This window comes from Pseudoduganella sp. HUAS MS19 (assembly GCF_053615455.1).
Window position 1 is genome coordinate 751,104 of the sequence record NZ_CM132133.1, and the last position, 17,012, is coordinate 768,115.

Annotated in this window: 13 protein-coding genes; 8 read left to right on the forward strand and 5 right to left on the reverse strand. The window is 65.6% G+C overall.

Going from position 1 to position 17,012, the window contains the following annotated elements:
- The first annotated feature begins 10 nt into the window (after positions 1-10).
- From ACWBU6_RS03510 to ACWBU6_RS03520, 3 genes are all read left to right on the forward strand, one after another.
- Positions 11-2,563: a lantibiotic dehydratase gene (locus tag ACWBU6_RS03510; RefSeq protein ID WP_452647489.1), complete on the forward strand. Its 2,553-nt coding sequence runs from the start codon at positions 11-13 to the stop codon at positions 2,561-2,563.
- Between the two features lie 17 nt (positions 2,564-2,580).
- Positions 2,581-3,540, forward strand: a complete 960-nt coding sequence (locus tag ACWBU6_RS03515) for a thiopeptide-type bacteriocin biosynthesis protein (protein ID WP_452647490.1) — start codon at positions 2,581-2,583, stop codon at positions 3,538-3,540.
- A gap of 88 nt (positions 3,541-3,628) precedes the next feature.
- On the forward strand, positions 3,629-4,351 hold the full coding sequence (locus ACWBU6_RS03520; RefSeq protein WP_452647491.1) for a helix-turn-helix transcriptional regulator: 723 nt from the start codon (positions 3,629-3,631) through the stop codon (positions 4,349-4,351).
- Here ACWBU6_RS03520 and ACWBU6_RS03525 read toward each other — a convergent pair.
- Positions 4,348-5,532: a hypothetical protein gene (locus ACWBU6_RS03525; protein ID WP_452647492.1), complete on the reverse strand. Its 1,185-nt coding sequence runs from the start codon at positions 5,530-5,532 to the stop codon at positions 4,348-4,350. The genes ACWBU6_RS03520 and ACWBU6_RS03525 overlap by 4 nt on opposite strands.
- A 119-nt stretch (positions 5,533-5,651) precedes the next feature.
- On the opposite strand from ACWBU6_RS03525, the gene ACWBU6_RS03530 reads away from it, so the two are divergent.
- The 3 genes from ACWBU6_RS03530 to ACWBU6_RS03540 all read left to right on the forward strand — a co-directional run bounded on the left by ACWBU6_RS03530 (position 5,652) and on the right by ACWBU6_RS03540 (position 12,129).
- Complete coding sequence (locus ACWBU6_RS03530; protein ID WP_452647493.1) at positions 5,652-7,406, forward strand: M14 family metallopeptidase; 1,755 nt, start codon at positions 5,652-5,654, stop codon at positions 7,404-7,406.
- A gap of 89 nt (positions 7,407-7,495) precedes the next feature.
- Positions 7,496-9,820, forward strand: a complete 2,325-nt coding sequence (locus ACWBU6_RS03535; RefSeq protein ID WP_452647494.1) for a GH92 family glycosyl hydrolase — start codon at positions 7,496-7,498, stop codon at positions 9,818-9,820.
- Positions 9,817-12,129, forward strand: coding sequence for a GH92 family glycosyl hydrolase (locus ACWBU6_RS03540; RefSeq protein WP_452647495.1), 2,313 nt, complete (start codon positions 9,817-9,819; stop codon positions 12,127-12,129). The genes ACWBU6_RS03535 and ACWBU6_RS03540 overlap by 4 nt, the downstream gene beginning before the upstream one ends.
- A gap of 15 nt (positions 12,130-12,144) precedes the next feature.
- Here the strand turns inward: ACWBU6_RS03540 and ttcA are convergent, their stop codons facing one another.
- The 3 genes from ttcA to ACWBU6_RS03555 are packed head-to-tail and all read right to left on the reverse strand — an operon-like array spanning position 12,145 to position 14,255.
- On the reverse strand, positions 12,145-13,050 hold the full coding sequence (gene ttcA / locus ACWBU6_RS03545; RefSeq protein WP_452647496.1) for a tRNA 2-thiocytidine(32) synthetase TtcA: 906 nt from the start codon (positions 13,048-13,050) through the stop codon (positions 12,145-12,147).
- Positions 13,047-13,445 carry a dihydroneopterin aldolase gene (locus tag ACWBU6_RS03550; protein ID WP_452647497.1) on the reverse strand — a complete coding sequence of 133 codons (399 nt, stop codon included), beginning with the start codon at positions 13,443-13,445 and terminating at the stop codon, positions 13,047-13,049. The genes ttcA and ACWBU6_RS03550 overlap by 4 nt, the downstream gene beginning before the upstream one ends.
- 24 nt (positions 13,446-13,469) lie before the next feature.
- Complete coding sequence (locus ACWBU6_RS03555; RefSeq protein ID WP_452647498.1) at positions 13,470-14,255, reverse strand: SDR family oxidoreductase; 786 nt, start codon at positions 14,253-14,255, stop codon at positions 13,470-13,472.
- A 53-nt stretch (positions 14,256-14,308) separates the two neighbouring features.
- Between ACWBU6_RS03555 and ACWBU6_RS03560 the strand changes: the two genes are divergently transcribed.
- Together ACWBU6_RS03560 and ACWBU6_RS03565 are read left to right on the forward strand one after the other, a co-directional pair.
- Positions 14,309-15,457, forward strand: a complete 1,149-nt coding sequence (locus ACWBU6_RS03560; RefSeq protein WP_452647499.1) for a class I SAM-dependent methyltransferase — start codon at positions 14,309-14,311, stop codon at positions 15,455-15,457.
- Positions 15,458-15,469: 12 nt separating this feature from the next.
- Positions 15,470-16,420, forward strand: a complete 951-nt coding sequence (locus ACWBU6_RS03565; RefSeq protein ID WP_452647500.1) for a J domain-containing protein — start codon at positions 15,470-15,472, stop codon at positions 16,418-16,420.
- Here the strand turns inward: ACWBU6_RS03565 and ACWBU6_RS03570 are convergent.
- Positions 16,417-16,908, reverse strand: coding sequence for a chemotaxis protein CheW (locus tag ACWBU6_RS03570; RefSeq protein ID WP_452647501.1), 492 nt, complete (start codon positions 16,906-16,908; stop codon positions 16,417-16,419). The genes ACWBU6_RS03565 and ACWBU6_RS03570 overlap by 4 nt on opposite strands.
- Positions 16,909-17,012 lie beyond the last annotated feature (104 nt).

Here is a 17,012-nt window from a genome sequence, read left to right on the forward strand (position 1 = left end):
GAGCAGCCGCATGCCGAAGGACCAGCATTTGCCGCAGCCGCCGGCCGGCGCCCCCGGGCATGCCGGCGCCCGCCTGCTGCATCCGCATATCGTGCTGCGGGTGGCGGGCGAGCCCTGCGCGCACTGGCAACAGTTGCACGATGGCGCAGCAGCAGCCAGCCTGGAGCATATGCACGCCTTGCGCCAGCGCATGGCGCAGCTGGCGGCGCCCGCCTGCGCCGCCATCGAACAGGCGGTGTGCCGCGCCGGCGCGGCGCGTGCGGCGCGGCGCGAACTGCTGGCCGCCAAGCGTGCCGCGTTCAACGGCCAAGCCCTGCGGCTTGGCGACGATTTGCTGCAAGCCTGGTTCGCGCCGCCCCAGCGCGCGCTGCTGGCCGGGCTGGCGGACCTGGCCGGCCAGCTGCATGCGGCCGAACGGGAGTTTGCTGCCGTCTTCGAGCAGGAGGCGGCCCGTGCGCTGCAGCGCCTGCGCACGGCAGCGCGGCAGGCGCCGGCCCTGATGGCGGGCATCCATTACAGCAACCCGGCTTTGTTTGGCCTGCTTGAACGCTGGCTGCACGACGCTGAGCCGCCCGACAGCAAATCGGCGCGCCGCCTGCAGGCCACGTTGCTCGAGTTTGCCATGCGCGCCGCCTTCAAGACCAGCCCGCTGTCCTCGTTCACCCTGGTCGCCGTGGCCAGCTGGCGCGACGGGGCCGGCGATGGCGGCGACCTTGGCGCGCGCGCGGCGCGCCTGGCGCTGCGCTTCAACCATAGCCAGCTGCTGCATGTGCTGGAAGCGCTCTGGCGCACGCCGCAACATCTGGGCGATGCCTTCCCGCTGCAGCTGAACCCGACCATCCGTCGTGAAGGCGGCCGCCTGCATTGGCAGCAGCTCGCTTGTACGGAGGCGCGCCACGGCAAGTTCTGGGGCGCGGCCCACCCCCAGCGCAGCGCGGCGCTGAGCGCTCCCTTGCAGGTCTTCCTGGCAACGATGGCAGCGCTGGACGAGCCGCTCACCCTGGCCTCGGCGGCGCAGGCGCTGGCGCGTGCGCTGCCGGCCCAGCACGCGGCGGAGGCGCGCCAGTTCGTCGACAGCATGCTGTCGCTCAACCTGCTGCATCCGTACTGGCCGCGCTACCAGCAGGACGACCTGCTGGACGACATGCTGCGCCTGGCGCCCGCGCTGGCGCCGCAGGCCGGCGGCGCACTGCGCCAGGGCGCCGTGCGGCTGCGGGCGCTGGCCCAGTCATACCCGCAGGCCAGCCTGGCGCAGCGGGTCGCGCTGCGCCGCGACATCGATAGCGCCGCCGCCGGCATGGCGGCCGCCGTCGGCGCCAGCCTGCCGCGGGCCCCGGTATTTTTCGAAGACTGCAGCATCGGCGGGCCGCCCTTGCACGCCTGTCCGCAGCGCTGGTCTGGCGTGCTGGACGATTTGCAGGCCTGGCTGGCCCTGCAGCCATTGTTCGATCCGGACACGGCGGCGCAATCGTGGCTGGCCGCCCGTTTCGTCGAGCGCTACGGCGCCGCCGGCGTGTGCTGCGATATCGCAGGCTTCCTGCACAGCCTGGAGTCCGGGCCGGTGCCGCCCACGCCGGCCATGGCGGCGCTGCGCGACGCAGCATTGGACGCCATGCTGGCGGGCGGCGGCCGGGCCGACGCGGCCTGGTGCCGGGAACTGGCCGTCCGCCTGCCGGGCACGGTGCGGCGGCGCGGGGCGTCGCAGGTCTTCTTCGGCCAGCGCACCGATAACGAGGCGGCGCCGCATGGTTTCGTGGTGAACCGCGTGTACGGCGGCAGCTCCATGCTGCTGTCGCGTTTCCTGGGCGAGCTGCCGCAGCAGGAACTGGCGCTGGTGCGGCGCTATATCGGCAGCCGCGCGGCGCAGGGCAATTACCTGGAATTGCCGGGCGTGTTCGGCTTCAACGGCAACCTGCACCCGCGCCTGGCCGATGGCGAAGTGCTGCTGCCCGGCGCGCAGCCCGGCCGCGCCGGGGTCGCGCGCCACAGCCTGGAGACGCTGCGTCTGGTCTACAACGCTGCCACCGACCGCCTCGATGTGCTGGACGCGGGCGGTGTGCCGCACGAGCTGTACTACTTTGGCTTCCTGCAGGCGCGTAACCTGGCGGCGCCTTTCCGCTGGCTGGCGCGCAATGCCAGCCCGCTGCCGGAATTGTGGCAACTGCTGCACCAGCGCCTGGGCGCAGCGGACAGCCGGCTGCTGGCGCTGCCGCGCGTGCAGGTCGGCAGCGTGCTTGTCGCGCGCCGGAGCTGGGTGGTGCCGCGCGCTTGCTGGCCCGACCCGCATGGCGCCCTGCCTGCGTTCGCGCGCGCGCTGCACGCGCTGCGCCGCCAGCATGGGCTGCCCGATGAAGTGTTCGCCCGCTTCGACGGCAAGCCGTTTTACCTGCACCTCGACAGCCCGCTGCATCTGCGCCAGCTGGCGGCCGCCATCCGCAGCAGCAGCGGCGCGGCGGCCTGCATCCAGGAAGCGCTGCCGGCGCCGGGCGTGGGCACGCTGCGCTGGCAGGGCCGTGACCATGTCGCGGAAATGCAGATTGAAATGACGCTTCCCGGCATATGAAGCAAGGAGACAACACCATGGGCTGGCGCTCCATCCACCTGTTCCTGGCCGATCCGGCCCGGGCCGACGCCTTCCTGCTGGAGGTGATCGCGCCCTGCATGGACGAGCTGTGCGCCTGCGGCCAGGCAGCAAGCTGGTTCTACATCCGCTACTGGGAACAGGGGCCGCACCTCCGGCTGCGCGTGCGGGACATGCCGGCCGCGCCCTATGCGCAGCTGCTGAGCCGCTTGCGCGCCCAGCTCGCGCACTATGTGGCCGCAAGCCAGGCGTGGCCGCTCGCCTATCCCGACGACATGGTATTCGAGCGCCCCGACGTCGATGCCGTGGCGCGCCGCTGGCTGCCGCAAGGCACGGTCAGGGAAATCGCCTATGTGCCGGAACTGCAGCGCTATGGCGGGGCGCAGGCGCTGGCAATCAGCGAGCGCCTGTTTGCGTTGTCCAGCGCGCTGGCGCTGCGCGTCGTCGCGGCCAGCCCGGACCCCAATGCGCGGCGCAGCCGGGGCTTGCTGTTGACCAGCGTGGCGCTGGCGGCGGCAAGCGGCGAGCGCGCCAGCCTGCTGCGCTTCCTGCGGCAGATGCAGGCCACTTGGCAAGCCATCCTGGGCGAGGTCGGCAGCCTGCGGGCGGCGGCGCAACTTGTCTCGCCGATACAACGGGCGCGCTACCTGGCGCTGATCGAGCACTTGCAGGCCGGAAGACCGGCGCCGCCGGGGATTGCCGGCGAATGGTGGGCGCACATACAGCAGGCCATCGCCGGCTGGCGCGCGCTGGCAAGGCGCGGCTTGTTGCAGTGCCCGCTCAGCGGCCAGGCGGCCATTGATGCGCCGGGCCAGGCGCGCGCGATCGCGGCGCTGCTCGATGCGCACATCCACATGATGAACAACCGCCTCGGCTTGTCGCCCGAAATCGAATACTGGTATGCCTGCATGCTCGAGCACGCGGTCCAGGTGCCTTGCACCGAGGAAGTTACATATTGATTATTGTTGCGAAAAAAATAAGTTTGTTCTACTGTCCCTGGAGGCGGCCGTCAGCCGCATAACCCGACCCAGAAGCGAGGAACCCCGAGTGCACTGCGATACAGATGCTTACTTGCCGGATGACGCTTACGACACCATCGTCCGCGCCGGCGACTGGACCAGCCTGCGTGCCCGCGCGAGCGCCTGCCTGGCCCCATTGGGCGCCACCGACTTCATGCTCAAGCTGGAGCACGGGCGGCCGCTGGGCGCCAGCTACCACCTGACCGGCACACTCGAGGAGACGGTGCTGCAGATGTTCGGCGACCGCGAGTGCGCAGTGGCCGATCCGGTCAACCGGCACTTGCGCTCGACGGCGATGCCGCACGAATGGCAACCGGCGCAACTGTCGCAAGTGGCGGCGCCGACGGTCTACCAGCTATTGAGCAAGGCCGGCATCAAGCATGGGCTGAGCTTGAGCATGCGCGGCCCCCACACGGCCAGCCGCATCGACTTCTACGGCAAAGCGGAATCGCGGCTGGCGGCCTCGCCGGCGCTGCGGGCCAGCTTTGTGCTGCTGGGCGCCCATCTGCATTGCCGCGCCGACGACCTGCTCAGCCAGCAGAGCCGCGCGCCGGCGCCGCAGCTCTCCAAGCGCGAGCTCGAATGCATCAAGTGGAGCGCGGCAGGCAAGACCTGCGCCGAAATCGGCCTCATCCTGGGCATAGGGCGGCGCACCGCCTACTTCCACCTGCATAATGTGGCGGCCAAGCTGGAGGTGTATTCGACCCGCCATGCGATCGGCCGGGCTGCCGAACTGGGCCTGCTCGATTAGTCGCGCAAGCCCTGGCGCACGATGCCATCGAGCATGGCCTTGGAATAGACCGCGCCGTGTTCCTCGCTGGCCTGCATCAGCGAACGCCAGAGCGGCACGATGCCCACCCCCAGCTGCTCGAACCGCTGCAGACCGCAAGCATAGATGCCATCGTAAGACGCGACCGATTGGCCCAGCCTGTCGCACGCGGCCGACTGGGCGGCGCGGTACGCCTTGACGCTGTCTGCGCTGCTGATGCCGGTCTGCAGCAGACCGTCAAGGGCCATGGCTTCGGCGCCGCCTTCGTGGATCCAAGGCTCGTCTTCGCCGATTCCGCCGCGCGCAATATTCAGTTGCCACAGGTGGGCCATTTCATGCGCGACCAGGCGCGCGACGTAGTCGCGCTTTTTCGGGTGGTCACCGGCGAGCTGGGCGCCTTCGACCCGGTAGGACAGCTGGCCCATGACGGCGCCGCCCTTGATCGAGAGGCCGGGCGCTTCGAAGCCTGCCACCGACAGCATGATGAACAGCTCGTCGCGCAAGGGGCGCTGGTAAGCCTTCTCGTAATAGCCGGAGAGTTTCGCGCCGGCGTCCAGGACGGTGTCGCGCAGCCAGTCTGGCGTTTTCGGATCAAGCAGGATATGCGCGGCGCCCGCCTGGGCCGCATGCGCCGGGCCGAAATAGGCGTAGCCGCGCGGCCCGCCGGCAATCATGCGGTTCTTGGGCGGTGCGATGACGTTCTCCTGTTGCCAGCCTGAGAGGCGGATATCGGCCCGCATCGGCCAGGCTTGTTTGCCCAGTTCGGCGTCGCCCTGCAAATGACCGAGGAAAATCGCCGTGCCGCCATCGGTGAAACGGTTGAATGGAGCATAGTTCTTGCCAGGCACGCCGTCGAAGGTACGGATCTCGATGCTGGCCGTGCTGAAAGGCTTGCCGTCCGACGACAGGATGTCGAACTCCGGCCCGGCCCGCATGCGCATGCCTGCGCCCAGCACCTTCCACGCCTTCGCACGGTAGTCGTCGACCGCACCCAGCCTGATGGCCGTGACGGGGCGCGCGAAACGGTAGTCGACCCGCCATAAGTCCTTTGCCACGTGACGCACATCGACCGTGACATCGAGGCGGGGCTGTTCTTCGGCTGGCACCACCTGCGTGGCACAGGACAGCAGCAAGGCGGCGCACAAGCGGGCGAATCGATGCATGGGGCAGGTCCTCTTCAAGGTGGCGGGAGGAGCCCATTCTATCCCGGCTACGCCGCACTTGTTCAAGCGAAGCGCACTATAATGCTTCGGCGTTTCCAACCAGCCGCCGGAGCATCGAGATGATTCGTACCGCAGTAATGCTTTCCCTGTTCGCCGCCTTCCCGCTGGCCCAAGGCGCGCCCGACCTTGCCACGTTCGCTGAACGCTCCGGCTACCAGGCCACGGGGCGTTACGATGAAGTGCAGCGCCTGTGCGCCGATTACCAGAAGGCGTACCCGAAAGCGGTGCGCTGTTTCGCGTTCGGCGAAACGCCCGAGGGACGGCCGATGCTGGCGCTGGCCATATCGCGTAGCGGCGCGCTGACTGCCGCCGCGGCCAGACAGCGCAAGCTGCCGGTGCTGCTGGTGCAGGGCGGCATCCATGCCGGCGAGATCGACGGCAAGGATGCGGGCTTTTGGGCCATGCGCGAAGCATTGGACGGCAAGGCTGCCGCCGGCGCCCTGGACAAGCAGGTGGTGCTGTTTGTCCCCGTCTTCAACGTCGATGGCCATGAGCGCTTCGGCAAGAACAACCGGCCCAACCAGCGCGGCCCGGCGGAAATGGGCTGGCGCGTCACGGCGCAGAACTACAATCTCAACCGCGACTATGTGAAAGCCGATGCGCCTGAAATGCAGGCCATGCTCAGGCTGGTCAACGAATGGGATCCGCTGGCCTACGTCGACCTGCATGTCACCAACGGCGCCAAGTTCCAGCCGGACGTATCGATCCAGGTGGAACCGGTCCACGGCGGCGATGCGGCACTGCTCCCGCTCGGCAAGCAGATGCGCGAGAACGTCATGGCCGACCTGCGCAAGCAGGGCTCCGACCCGCGCCACTTCTACATCTCCTTCGACAAGACCGACCAGCCGGATTCCGGTTTCGTCGACAGCATGCCAACGCCGCGCTTCTCGACCGGCTACTTCCCGCTGCGTAACCGCTTCGCGATGCTGGTGGAAACGCATGCGTGGCGCGACTACCCGCATCGCGTAAGAGTGACCCGCAATACCATCGTGTCGATGATGGAGCAGTTCGCACAGAACGGCGCGGCCTGGTCGAAGGTTGCGGCGGAAGCCGATGTGCGCGCCGCCAAACTGGCCGACATGCCGCTTAGCTACAAGACTACCGAACGCACCGAGATGATCGACTTCCCGGGCTACGAATACAGCCGCACTCCGTCCGACATCTCAGGCGGCGTGTGGACCAAGTACGACGAGTCCAGACCGCAGAAATGGACCGTGCCGCTACGCGACGAGGTAGTGCCGGACGTCATGGCCAAGGCGCCGGCCGGCGGCTACCTGGTGCCGGCCGCGCAGGCGGCGCTGGTCGAACCGAAGCTGAAGGTGCACGGCATCAGCTACAGGCGCCTGGCGCAGGCGCCGGGCAGGATAACGGTGGAAACTTTCCGCGCCGATGAAGCGAAGCTGACCGCGACCTCCTTCGAAGGCCACCAGTTGGCCAGCTGGAAGGGCGCATGGAAGCCGGAGCAACGCGAAGTCGGCAAGGGCGCCCTGTTCGTGCCGATCGCCCAGCCCAAGTCGCGCCTGCTGATGACCATGCTGGAGCCGGCCGGCGCCGATTCCCTGGCGGCCTGGGGCTTCTTCAACAACTACCTTGAGCGCAAGGAGTACATGGAGGAGTACGTAGCCGAGGAGGCGGCGCGCGATATGCTGGCTGCCGACACCGCCCTGGCGCCAGCCTTCAAGGCCAGGCTGGAAGGCGACCCGGCTTTCGCAAAGAGCCCGCGCGCGCGCCTGGATTTCTTCGCGCGCCGCCACGCCACCTGGGACGAGCGCCACAACCTGTATCCGGTGTACCGCACGGCCGTTGTTTACTAAACTCTCTGAAACATCGCCGTTTGCGCCACTTTCGATTGCGAGGAAATATCGGGTAAAGGTATAAAAGCAGCATCATAAAAGGAGACACCATGGGTATCCGGCCTTTCATGGCGCTGTTTACTGCAACGATGCTGGCCGCCGCTGCGCAAGCGGCGCCGGCGGGCAGTCCGGCTGCTGCCGTCAACGTGTTTATCGGCACCGGTGGCGACGGCCACACCTTTCCCGGCGCCAGCCGCCCCTTCGGCATGGTGCAATTGAGCCCGGATACCCAGGTGCGGCATTTCCGCCAGAGCTACCCCTGGGCGGCAGGCTACCGCTACGAGGACAACTCCATCCTCGGCTTTTCCCATACCCATTTCTCAGGCAGCGGCCACGCCGACCTGGGCGACATCCTGCTGATGCCGTACAGCGGCGACACCAAACTGGAGCCGGGCTACCCGGAACGCCCGTTCAGCGGCTACCGCTCCCGCTTCCGCCACGAGGATGAACGCGCGCAACCCGGTTACTACGCGGTGCGCCTGCAGGACCACGACATTGAGGTGGAGCTGACTGCCAGCGAGCGGGTCGGCCTGCACCGCTACCGCTATGCAAAAGGCGCGCAGGCGAAGCTGGTCCTGGACCTGCGCCAGAGCATCTACGACCACGCCGACAAGAACCTGTGGTCCTCGCTGCGCCTGCGCGACAGCCACACCATGACCGGCATGCGCATCACGCGCGGCTGGGCGCCCGGACGCCAGCTTTATTTCGCCATCAAGCTTTCGCGCCCTATTGCCGGCCACACCCTGCTCAACCGCGAGGAGGGTGTGGAATACAAGGGTTTCGCCGGCCCGGGCAAGACGCCGGCCGGCAAGGTGCAGGTGCAAGGCAAGGCGCTGGTGGCCGCCTTCGATTTCGGCACGCCTGAGGATGGCACCCTGCTGGTGAAAGTCGCGATTTCCGGTGTCAGCGAGGACGGTGCGCTGGCCAACCTGGAAGAAATGCCGGGCTGGGATTTCGACGCCGAACGCCAGCGCGCCGGCACTGCCTGGAACGACGCCCTGTCGGCAGTGGCCATCGAGGCGCCGGCCGAGATGCGCAGCATGGTCTACACCAGCCTCTACCACGCCATGCTGGCTCCCAGCCTGTTCATGGACCGCGACGGCAAGTATCGCGGCCCGGACAACCAGGTGCACCAGGCCCAAGGCTTCCGCTACCATTCGACATTCTCCCTGTGGGATACCTACCGCGCGCTGCACCCTTTGCTCACTCTGGTGCAGCCGGAGCAGCGCAATGCCGATTTCGTGAACTCGCTGCTGGCTTCGCGCCGGCATAGCCCGCACGGCATCCTGCCGGTATGGGCTTTCCACGGCCTGGAAACCTGGTGCATGATCGGCTACCACGCGGTGCCGGTTATTGCCGACGCCTACATGAAGGGCATCAAGGGCATCCCTGCCGACGAAGCCCTGGCCGCGATGGTGGCCAGCGCCGATTACGGCCCCTATGGCGGCCTTGAGCACTACAAAAAGCTGGGTTATGTGCCGATCGACCTCGAGCCGGAAGCCGCGTCCAAGACTGTGGAGTATGCCTTCGACGACTGGACCATCGCGCGTATGGCCGAGAAAATGGGCAGGAAGGACGTGGCAGCACGCTTCTACCAGCGCGCGCAGAACTACCGCAATGTTTTCGACACCAGGACCGGCTTCGTCCGCGCCCGCAAATCGACCGGTGAGTTCCGCGAACCCTTCAACCCGGTGCAGTCCAATTTCGGCAGCGACTACACGGAAGGCAGCGCCTGGCAGTATTCCTGGTATATGCCGCACGATAACGCGGGCCTGGCCGGCCTGCTGGGCGGGGATGCAAGCCTGCAGGCGAAGATCGACCAGGTCTTCGACGCCAGGGTCGATGAAAACGTGTACGCCCACATGGAAGACATCTCCGGCCTGATCGGCCACTATGCGCACGGGAACGAACCGTCGCACCACGTGGCCTACCTGTACAACTTTGCCGGCGCTCCGTGGAAGACGCAGGCGCGCCTGGCGCAGATCGTCGCCAGCCAGTACCACAACAAGCCGGACGGCCTGGCCGGCAACGACGACCTGGGGCAGATGTCGGCCTGGCTGGCCTTCACCGCGCTGGGTTTCTACCCGGTGGCGCCGGCCAGCAATGAGTATGTGATCGGCCGCCCTTTCGTCGACAAGGCCACGCTGAACCTGCCGAACGGCAAGCGTTTCACCATCCGCGCCGAGCAGCTGACGCCCGCCAATGCCTATGTCGGCAGCGTCACGCTGAACGGCAAGCCGCTGGCGCGCAGCTTCCTGCGCCATGCAGAGATCGTGGCCGGCGGCGAGCTGGTGTTCCGCATGCAGGCCGAGCCCAACAAGGAGTGGGGCCGCGCAAGCAGCGCCCGTCCATACAGCCAGACGAGGTATCAATGATGAGCGTTACCATCTTCCGCGCCGGCCTGGCGCTTGTGCTGGCCGCTGGCGCGCCGTTGGCGGCCGCACAGTTCGTCGGCAAGATCAGCGACCCGGTCGAATGGGTCAATCCCCTGATGGGCACTTCCAGCAAGCCGGAAATGTCGAACGGGAACACCTATCCCGCCATCGCCGTCCCCTGGGGCATGAACCTGTGGACCCCGCAGAGCGGCAAGATGGGCAACGGCTGGACCTACCAGTACGAAGCCGACAAGCTGCGCGGCCTGAAACAGACGCACCAGCCATCGCCCTGGATGAACGACTACGGCCAGTTCTCCGTCATGCCGGTGACCGGCGCCAAGCGCTTCACGGAAGACGAGCGCGCCAGCGTGTTCTCGCACAAGGCCGAAACGTCCAAGCCTTATTACTACAGCGTCTACCTGGCGGACGCCAACGTCACTGCGGAACTGACGCCGACCGAGCGCGCCGCCCAGTTCCGCTTTACCTTCCCCGAATCGGACAAGAGCTATGTGGTGGTGGACGCCTTCGACCAAGGCTCCTACGTCAGGATCATCCCCGAACAGCGCAAGGTGATCGGCTACAGCACGCGCTATGCGCGCGGTCCGTTGCCGTCGAGCTTCCGCATGTACTTCGTCATGCTGTTCGACAAGCCGTTCACCTCCACCGATGTGTGGCGCGGCAAGGAGCTGGTGGAAGGCGCGCTTGAAATGGAAAGCCAGCATAGCGGCGCGATCGTCGGCTTCAAGACCCGGCGCGGCGAGCAGGTGCACATGAAGGTCGCTTCGTCCTTCATCAGCCCCGAGCAGGCCGAATTGAACCTGCAGCGCGAACTGGCCAGCGACGGCTTCGACGCCACGCGCGCCCGCGCCAAGGCGGCCTGGAACCGCGTGCTGTCGAAGGTGGAAGTGGAGGGCGGCAGCATCGACCAGATGCGCACCTTCTACTCAAGCCTGTACCGCATGGTGCAGTTTCCGAACAAGATGTATGAGATCGATGCCGCCGGCCAGCCGGTGCACTGGAGTCCCTACAATGGCAAGGTGCTGCCCGGCTACCTGTTCGCCGGCACCGGCTTCTGGGACACTTTCCGCGCCCTGTATCCCTTCCTGAACCTGGTCTACCCATCGGTCAACCGCGAAATGCAGGCCGGCCTGGCCAATGCCTACCGCGAAGGCGGCTGGCTGCCCGAGTGGTCCAGCCCCGGCTACGCCGACATCATGGTCGGCAATAACTCCGCCTCGGTGGTGGCCGATGCCTGGATCAAGGGCAGCCGCAGCCCCGATATCGACACCTTGTGGCAAGCGCTCAAGCATGGCGCGGAAAACGAAGGTCCGGTAAGCGCCGTCGGCCGCGCCGGCGTGAAGTACTACAACGAGCTTGGCTACGTTCCTTACGATGTCAGGATCAACGAGAATGCCGCGCGCACGCTGGAATATGCCTACGACGACTTTGCGATCTACCAGTTGGGCAAGGCGCTCGGCAAGCCGGAATCGGAAATCGCCATCTACGCACGGCGCGCCATGAACTACAAGAAGCTGTTCGATCCGGAGACGGGCTTGATGCGCGGACGGAACAAGGATGGGAGCTTCCAGTCGCCATTTAATCCGGTCAAATGGGGCGATGCTTTCACCGAAGGCAATAGCTGGCATTACACCTGGTCGGTGTTCCACGATATCGACGGGCTGGTGAACCTGATGGGCGGGCGCACCGCCTTCATCGACAAGCTGGATACCGTGATGAGCATGCCGCCCGTGTATGACGAAAGCTATTACGGTTCCGTGATCCACGAGATCCGGGAAATGCAGGTGGCGAACATGGGGCAGTACGCGCACGGCAACCAGCCGATCCAGCATATGCTCTACCTGTACAACTATGCCGGGGCGCCGTGGAAGTCGCAGTACTGGATCCGCGAGACGCTGAACCGCATGTACAAGCCGACGCCGGATGGCTATTGCGGCGACGAAGACAACGGCCAGACCTCGGCCTGGTATGTGTTTTCGGCGCTCGGCTTCTACCCGGTAACGCCGGCAGTCGGGCAATATGTGGTCGGCGCACCGCTGTTCCAGCGTGCCACCGTCCATCTGGAAAACGGCAAGCAGATTCGCATCAACGCGCCAGCCAATAGCGCCGAAGCACGCTATATCCGCGCCGCGCAACTGAATGGCCGCGCGCTGCAGCGCAACTGGCTGGGGCATGACGAGTTGCTGCGCGGCGCCACCTTCGATGTCGAGATGTCGGCGCAACCGAACCGGCAGCGCGGTATTGCGCCAGCCGACGCGCCGTATTCCTTCTCGCGCGAAGGGCAGCGCTGATCGGCGGGCGGCGCCTTACTCCGCCTGCAGTGGAATCACGCCCGGCATGCTTGCCGGCGTGGCGCAGGGCTCCTCGTCGAAGGCGATATCGCCCAGCGGATTGGCGATGCCGTCGGTTTTCAGGTCCTTGAAGCCGAACAGGTCGCGGTCCATCAGGTGCGATGGCACCACGGTGGACAGGGCGGAGAAGGTGTTTTCCACCCGGCCCGGGTTCTTCTTCTCCCATTCGCGCAGCATGGCCTTGATCTGTTTGCGCTGCAGGTTTTCCTGCGAGCCGCACAAGTCGCACGGGATGATGGGGAAATTCTTCACCGCCGCGTAGCGCTCGGTGTCTTCTTCCTTCACATAAGCCAGCGGGCGGATCACCATGTGCTTGCCGTCATCGGACACCAGCTTGGCCGGCATGCCCTTGATCTTCCCGCCGAAGAACATATTCAGGAAGAAGGTCTCGAGGATGTCGTCGCGGTGGTGACCCAGGGCGATCTTGTTGCAGCCCAGTTCATCGGCCACGCGGTACAGGATGCCACGGCGCAGGCGCGAGCACAGGGAGCAGGTGGTTTTGCCTTCCGGGATCAGGCGCTTGACGATGGAGTAGGTGTCCTGGTTCTCGATGTGGAACGGCACGCCCAGTTTTTCCAGGTAGGCCGGCAGCACATCGGCCGGGAAGTTCGGCTGCTTCTGGTCCAGGTTGACGGCCACGATCTCGAAATTGATCGGCGCGCGTTCGCGCAGCGTCATCAGGATGTCCAGCAATGCATACGAGTCCTTGCCGCCCGACAGGCATACCATCACCTTGTCGCCGTCTTCAATCATGTTGAAGTCGCCGATGGCCTGTCCGACCAGGCGGCACAGGCGCTTGTGCAGTTTATTGTTTTCGTAGGCGATCTTGTCTTCCGCCTTGGTGTCCACTACCGCGTTCATTCTGCGTCCTTGATCTTGAATACTTCCACGCCCACGCCTTCGCAGTCCGGATACACGTCAGGCTTCATGGTCGACACGCGCGCGGCGCGCACGCTTGGATGCGCCAGCATCGCTATTACAACGTCGTCCACCAGGGTTTCCTGCAGGTGCACGTGGCCCTCGGCCATGCGGCGCGCAATGGTCTCGCGCATGAAGTCATAGTCGACCACTTCGTGCAGCTCGTCGGCCTTTGGGGTCGACACGGCCAGCGGGATGTACAGGTCAACGTTGATCAGTACGCGCTGCTCGCCTTTCTTCTCGAAATCGTGCACGCCGATGTTGATCAGCACTTCATAGTTGCGCAGGAACAGCCGGCGGCAGTCCTGCAGTTGCGGGTGAATCAGGGCGGACAGCATGGTGCTTAAACCTTCAATCAGAATTTATTTGGCAAGGAACATCACATCGCGCGGCGACGGCAGCAAATGCTGGCCGCCATCGACCAGCAGGGTAGTGCCGGTCACCGCACGCGCGCCTGCCGCGTAGACCACGGCGGCAGCAATGTCCTCGGGAGTACTGGAACGGCCCAATGGCGTCTGGGTGTGCGCCTTGGCGAAACCTTCCTCGCTCTGGTCCCCGGACACCATGGTGATGCCGGGCGCCACGCCTACCACCCGGACCTTTGGCGCCAGCGACTGGGCCAGCATGGTGTTGGCCGCTTGCAGCGCCGCCTTGGACAGGGTGTAGGACAGGAAATCAGGGTTGAGATTATAAAGCTTCTGGTCCAGCAGGTTCACAACCACCGCCTGGCCGCCTTCCGGCGTGGCGTCGTACAGGGCGCGCGCAAGCTGGATCGGCGCCGCCACATTGGCGTGCATATGGGCGTCGAGCCGGGCGTGGCTGATATTCAGGTCGGAGTCGTAATCGAACAGGGAGGCGTTGTTCACCACGCAGTCGACGCGCTCCAGCGCCTTCACTGCCGCCGGCAGCAAGCCGCGCACGGCTTCCTCATCGGACAGGTCGCATTGCAGCGTGATGGCGCGGCGGCCGAGGGCGGCAACAGCTTGCGCCACTTCGCGCGCTGCGTCGTGCGACGTGCGGTAGTGGACGGCGATGTCCCAGCCGGCACGCGCCAGGCCGAGCGCGATTTCGCGCCCCAGGCGGCGGCCGGCGCCAGTCACCAGGGCCACGCGCGGCGGCGCCGCGGGCGTCGGAATTGTTGTAGTCATAGTCAAATCAAGCAAAATGGCGCCGGGCGGCGCTGAACCGCTACAATGCCGGCATGTCTTTACCAGCTCCTTCTCCCGACGCGCTGGCCGCGTCCCAAGCCTTGCAGCGCCTGATTGCCGACGACATCGCGCGGCAAGGCGGCGCCATCCCGTTCTCCCGCTTCATGGAGCTGGCGCTGTATGCGCCCGGCCTGGGCTATTACAGCGGCGGCGCCGCCAAGCTGGGCAAGGATGGCGATTTTACAACTGCGCCCGAGCTGAGCGCCTTGTTCGGGCAGTCGCTGGCGCATGTCGCAGCCGCTATTATGGACCAAAGCGCGCCGCACATCCTTGAATTCGGCGCAGGAACGGGCAAGCTGGCGAAGGATATCCTGACCGAGGCGGCGGCGGCCGGCATCACGGTCGAGAGCTATTCCATCGTCGAGTTGTCCGGCGAGTTGCGCGCCCGCCAGCAGGAGCTGTTGCGCGATTTCCAGCAAGTGCGCTGGCTCGACGCGCTGCCGCCATCGTTTGCAGGCGCCGTATTCGGCAACGAGGTGCTGGACGCGATGCCGGTTGACGTGGTCACCCTGACCGAACAAGGCTGGCAGTCGCTGCATGTTGCCATCACGGAAACGGGCTTCGCCTGGCGCCCGACGGCTGCCGGTGCGGCGTTGCTGGCCCAGGTCGAGCGCCAGGTGCCGGACGCCGGACAACTGCCGGTGGGCTATGTCACCGAAGTGCACGGCGCCGGTTGCGGCTTCATGGCCACGCTGGCCAGCATGCTGGCCAAAGGCAAAGGCGCTGCCTTCCTGTTCGACTATGGTTTCCCGGCGCGCGAGTATTACCTGGGCGACCGCGCCAGCGGCACCCTGATGTGCCACTATCGCCACCATGCCCACGCGGAACCGTTCTACCTGCCCGGCCTGCAGGACATTACCGCCCACGTCGACTTCACGGCAATGGCGCTGGCGGCGCAGGACGCGGGCGCCGAAGTGATGGCGTACAACAGCCAGGCCGGCTTCCTGATCGGCGCCGGCATCGGCGAGCTGATCCAGCGCTATGATCCGGCCGACGCCATGAATTACCTGCCGCACGCCAACGCATTGCAGAAATTGCTTTCCCCGGCCGAAATGGGAGAATTGTTCAAGGTGCTGGTGATCGGCCATGGCATTGCGTTGCCTGCTCAATTGCTGCGCAGCGACCGCAGCCACCGTTTGTAATATGATTGAGAGATGGGAAAGATACATACTCACTATGACAACCTGAAGGTAGCGCGCGGCGCGCCACAGGAAGTCATACGTGCTGCTTACAAGGCGCTGAGCCAGAAATATCATCCTGATAAGAATCCTGGCGATGAAAAGGCGGCGCGCATCATGGCAATCGTCAACACGGCCTATGGCACGCTGTCCGATCCGCAACGCCGCAAGGAGCACGATGAATGGATCACCCAGGAAGAATGGGAAATCGAGTGGCTGGAAAGCACCAAGCACGAGCCGGCGCATGAGCCGGGCTGGTCCGACCAGCTCGACCTGCCGCGCCGGCGCCGGGTGCTCAAGTCCTGGCGCTTCTGGGGCACGGTGAGCGGCGCCGCCGCCGCCGGCTGGCTGGGCGGGGTGCTGACGGTGACCGAGCCGCGCGCCATGTCGAGCGTGCTGGCGGGGGCCTGGGGCGGCAAGCCTCCGGCCGAGCTGACAGCCACGGCGGCCGCCACCCCGAAGATCCACCCGCCGCGCGTGGAAAAAGTGACGCCCGACGATGGCTGGGCCGTTGCCAAACCGTATTCGCCGGAACCCGCGCTGTCTGCCGCCGCGGCACCGCCGATCAAGGTGCTGGCCCTGTCGCAAGTGGTGCTGCCTGGCGCCGCAGTCGACTGCGAAGCCGAGGTTGCCCCGTCTGTCGCGCCGAACGGTGAGCCGTGGCCGGCGCAGTCCGGTTATGTGGAAGGTTTCCCGGTTGGTAACAAGGGCGAAGATATGCAGCTCACGCTGGACAACAGCGCCAACGCTTCGCCGGTCTTCATCAAGGTGTACGACCTCGAGCGCCGCTCGAACGTGCGCTACGCCTATGTGCAGCCGCACGACAAGCTGGTGGTCGACCAGCTATCGAACGGCAAATACGAAATCCGTTACCAGAACCTGAACCTGGGCGCCGGCCAGAACGGCTGCACGCCCAAGAGCGGTTAAGCCGTGCCGGCGGTGAGCGTCTCGCTCAGTCCCATCTCGGGGCTGGCCATCAGGCGGTAGATATCCACCAGGATCAGCATCCGCTCGTCGATGGTGCCTAGGCCGATCATGTATTCCGAGCTGAAGGCCGTGCCCATGTCGGGCGCCGGCTTGATCTGCTCCGGTGTCAGGGTGGTCACGTCGGATACCGAATCGACCACCATGCCGACCACGCGGCCATTGATGTTCAGGATGATGACCACCGTGAACTGGTCGTACACCGGCTCGCCCAGCTTGAATTTGATGCGCATGTCCACCACCGGGATGATGATGCCGCGCAGGTTGATCACGCCCTTGATGAACTCGGGCGCGTTGGCAATGCGGGTCACCGCCTCGTATCCGCGGATTTCCTGCACCTTCAGGATATCGATGCCGTACTCTTCGGCACCGAGCTTGAATGCCAGGAATTCCTTGCCTTGGCTAGCGTCTTCTTGCGCAGTAACTTGCATGGTTTTTTTCCTTCAGCAAAATCTGTGTTGTCAAAGCGTATCAGAGTGCAAAGCGATTTACGAGCGGGCAATTTTTAATTGCTAGCTAAGTCAAATCTGATTAT

What these genes read in the sequence shown, in the direction of transcription:
- ACWBU6_RS03510 (WP_452647489.1), top strand. Translation starts at nt 11, where the DNA reads ATGCCGAAGGACCAGCATTTGCCGCAGCCGCCGGCCGGCGCCCCCGGG.
- ACWBU6_RS03550 (WP_452647497.1), bottom strand. Translation starts at nt 13,445, where the DNA reads ATGCTGTCCGCCCTGATTCACCCGCAACTGCAGGACTGCCGCCGGCTG.
- ACWBU6_RS03515 (WP_452647490.1), top strand. Translation starts at nt 2,581, where the DNA reads ATGGGCTGGCGCTCCATCCACCTGTTCCTGGCCGATCCGGCCCGGGCC.
- ACWBU6_RS03565 (WP_452647500.1), top strand. Translation starts at nt 15,470, where the DNA reads ATGGGAAAGATACATACTCACTATGACAACCTGAAGGTAGCGCGCGGC.
- ACWBU6_RS03525 (WP_452647492.1), bottom strand. Translation starts at nt 5,532, where the DNA reads ATGCATCGATTCGCCCGCTTGTGCGCCGCCTTGCTGCTGTCCTGTGCC.
- ACWBU6_RS03535 (WP_452647494.1), top strand. Translation starts at nt 7,496, where the DNA reads ATGGGTATCCGGCCTTTCATGGCGCTGTTTACTGCAACGATGCTGGCC.
- ACWBU6_RS03560 (WP_452647499.1), top strand. Translation starts at nt 14,309, where the DNA reads ATGTCTTTACCAGCTCCTTCTCCCGACGCGCTGGCCGCGTCCCAAGCC.
- ttcA (WP_452647496.1), bottom strand. Translation starts at nt 13,050, where the DNA reads ATGAACGCGGTAGTGGACACCAAGGCGGAAGACAAGATCGCCTACGAA.
- ACWBU6_RS03530 (WP_452647493.1), top strand. Translation starts at nt 5,652, where the DNA reads ATGATTCGTACCGCAGTAATGCTTTCCCTGTTCGCCGCCTTCCCGCTG.
- ACWBU6_RS03540 (WP_452647495.1), top strand. Translation starts at nt 9,817, where the DNA reads ATGATGAGCGTTACCATCTTCCGCGCCGGCCTGGCGCTTGTGCTGGCC.
- ACWBU6_RS03570 (WP_452647501.1), bottom strand. Translation starts at nt 16,908, where the DNA reads ATGCAAGTTACTGCGCAAGAAGACGCTAGCCAAGGCAAGGAATTCCTG.
- ACWBU6_RS03555 (WP_452647498.1), bottom strand. Translation starts at nt 14,255, where the DNA reads ATGACTACAACAATTCCGACGCCCGCGGCGCCGCCGCGCGTGGCCCTG.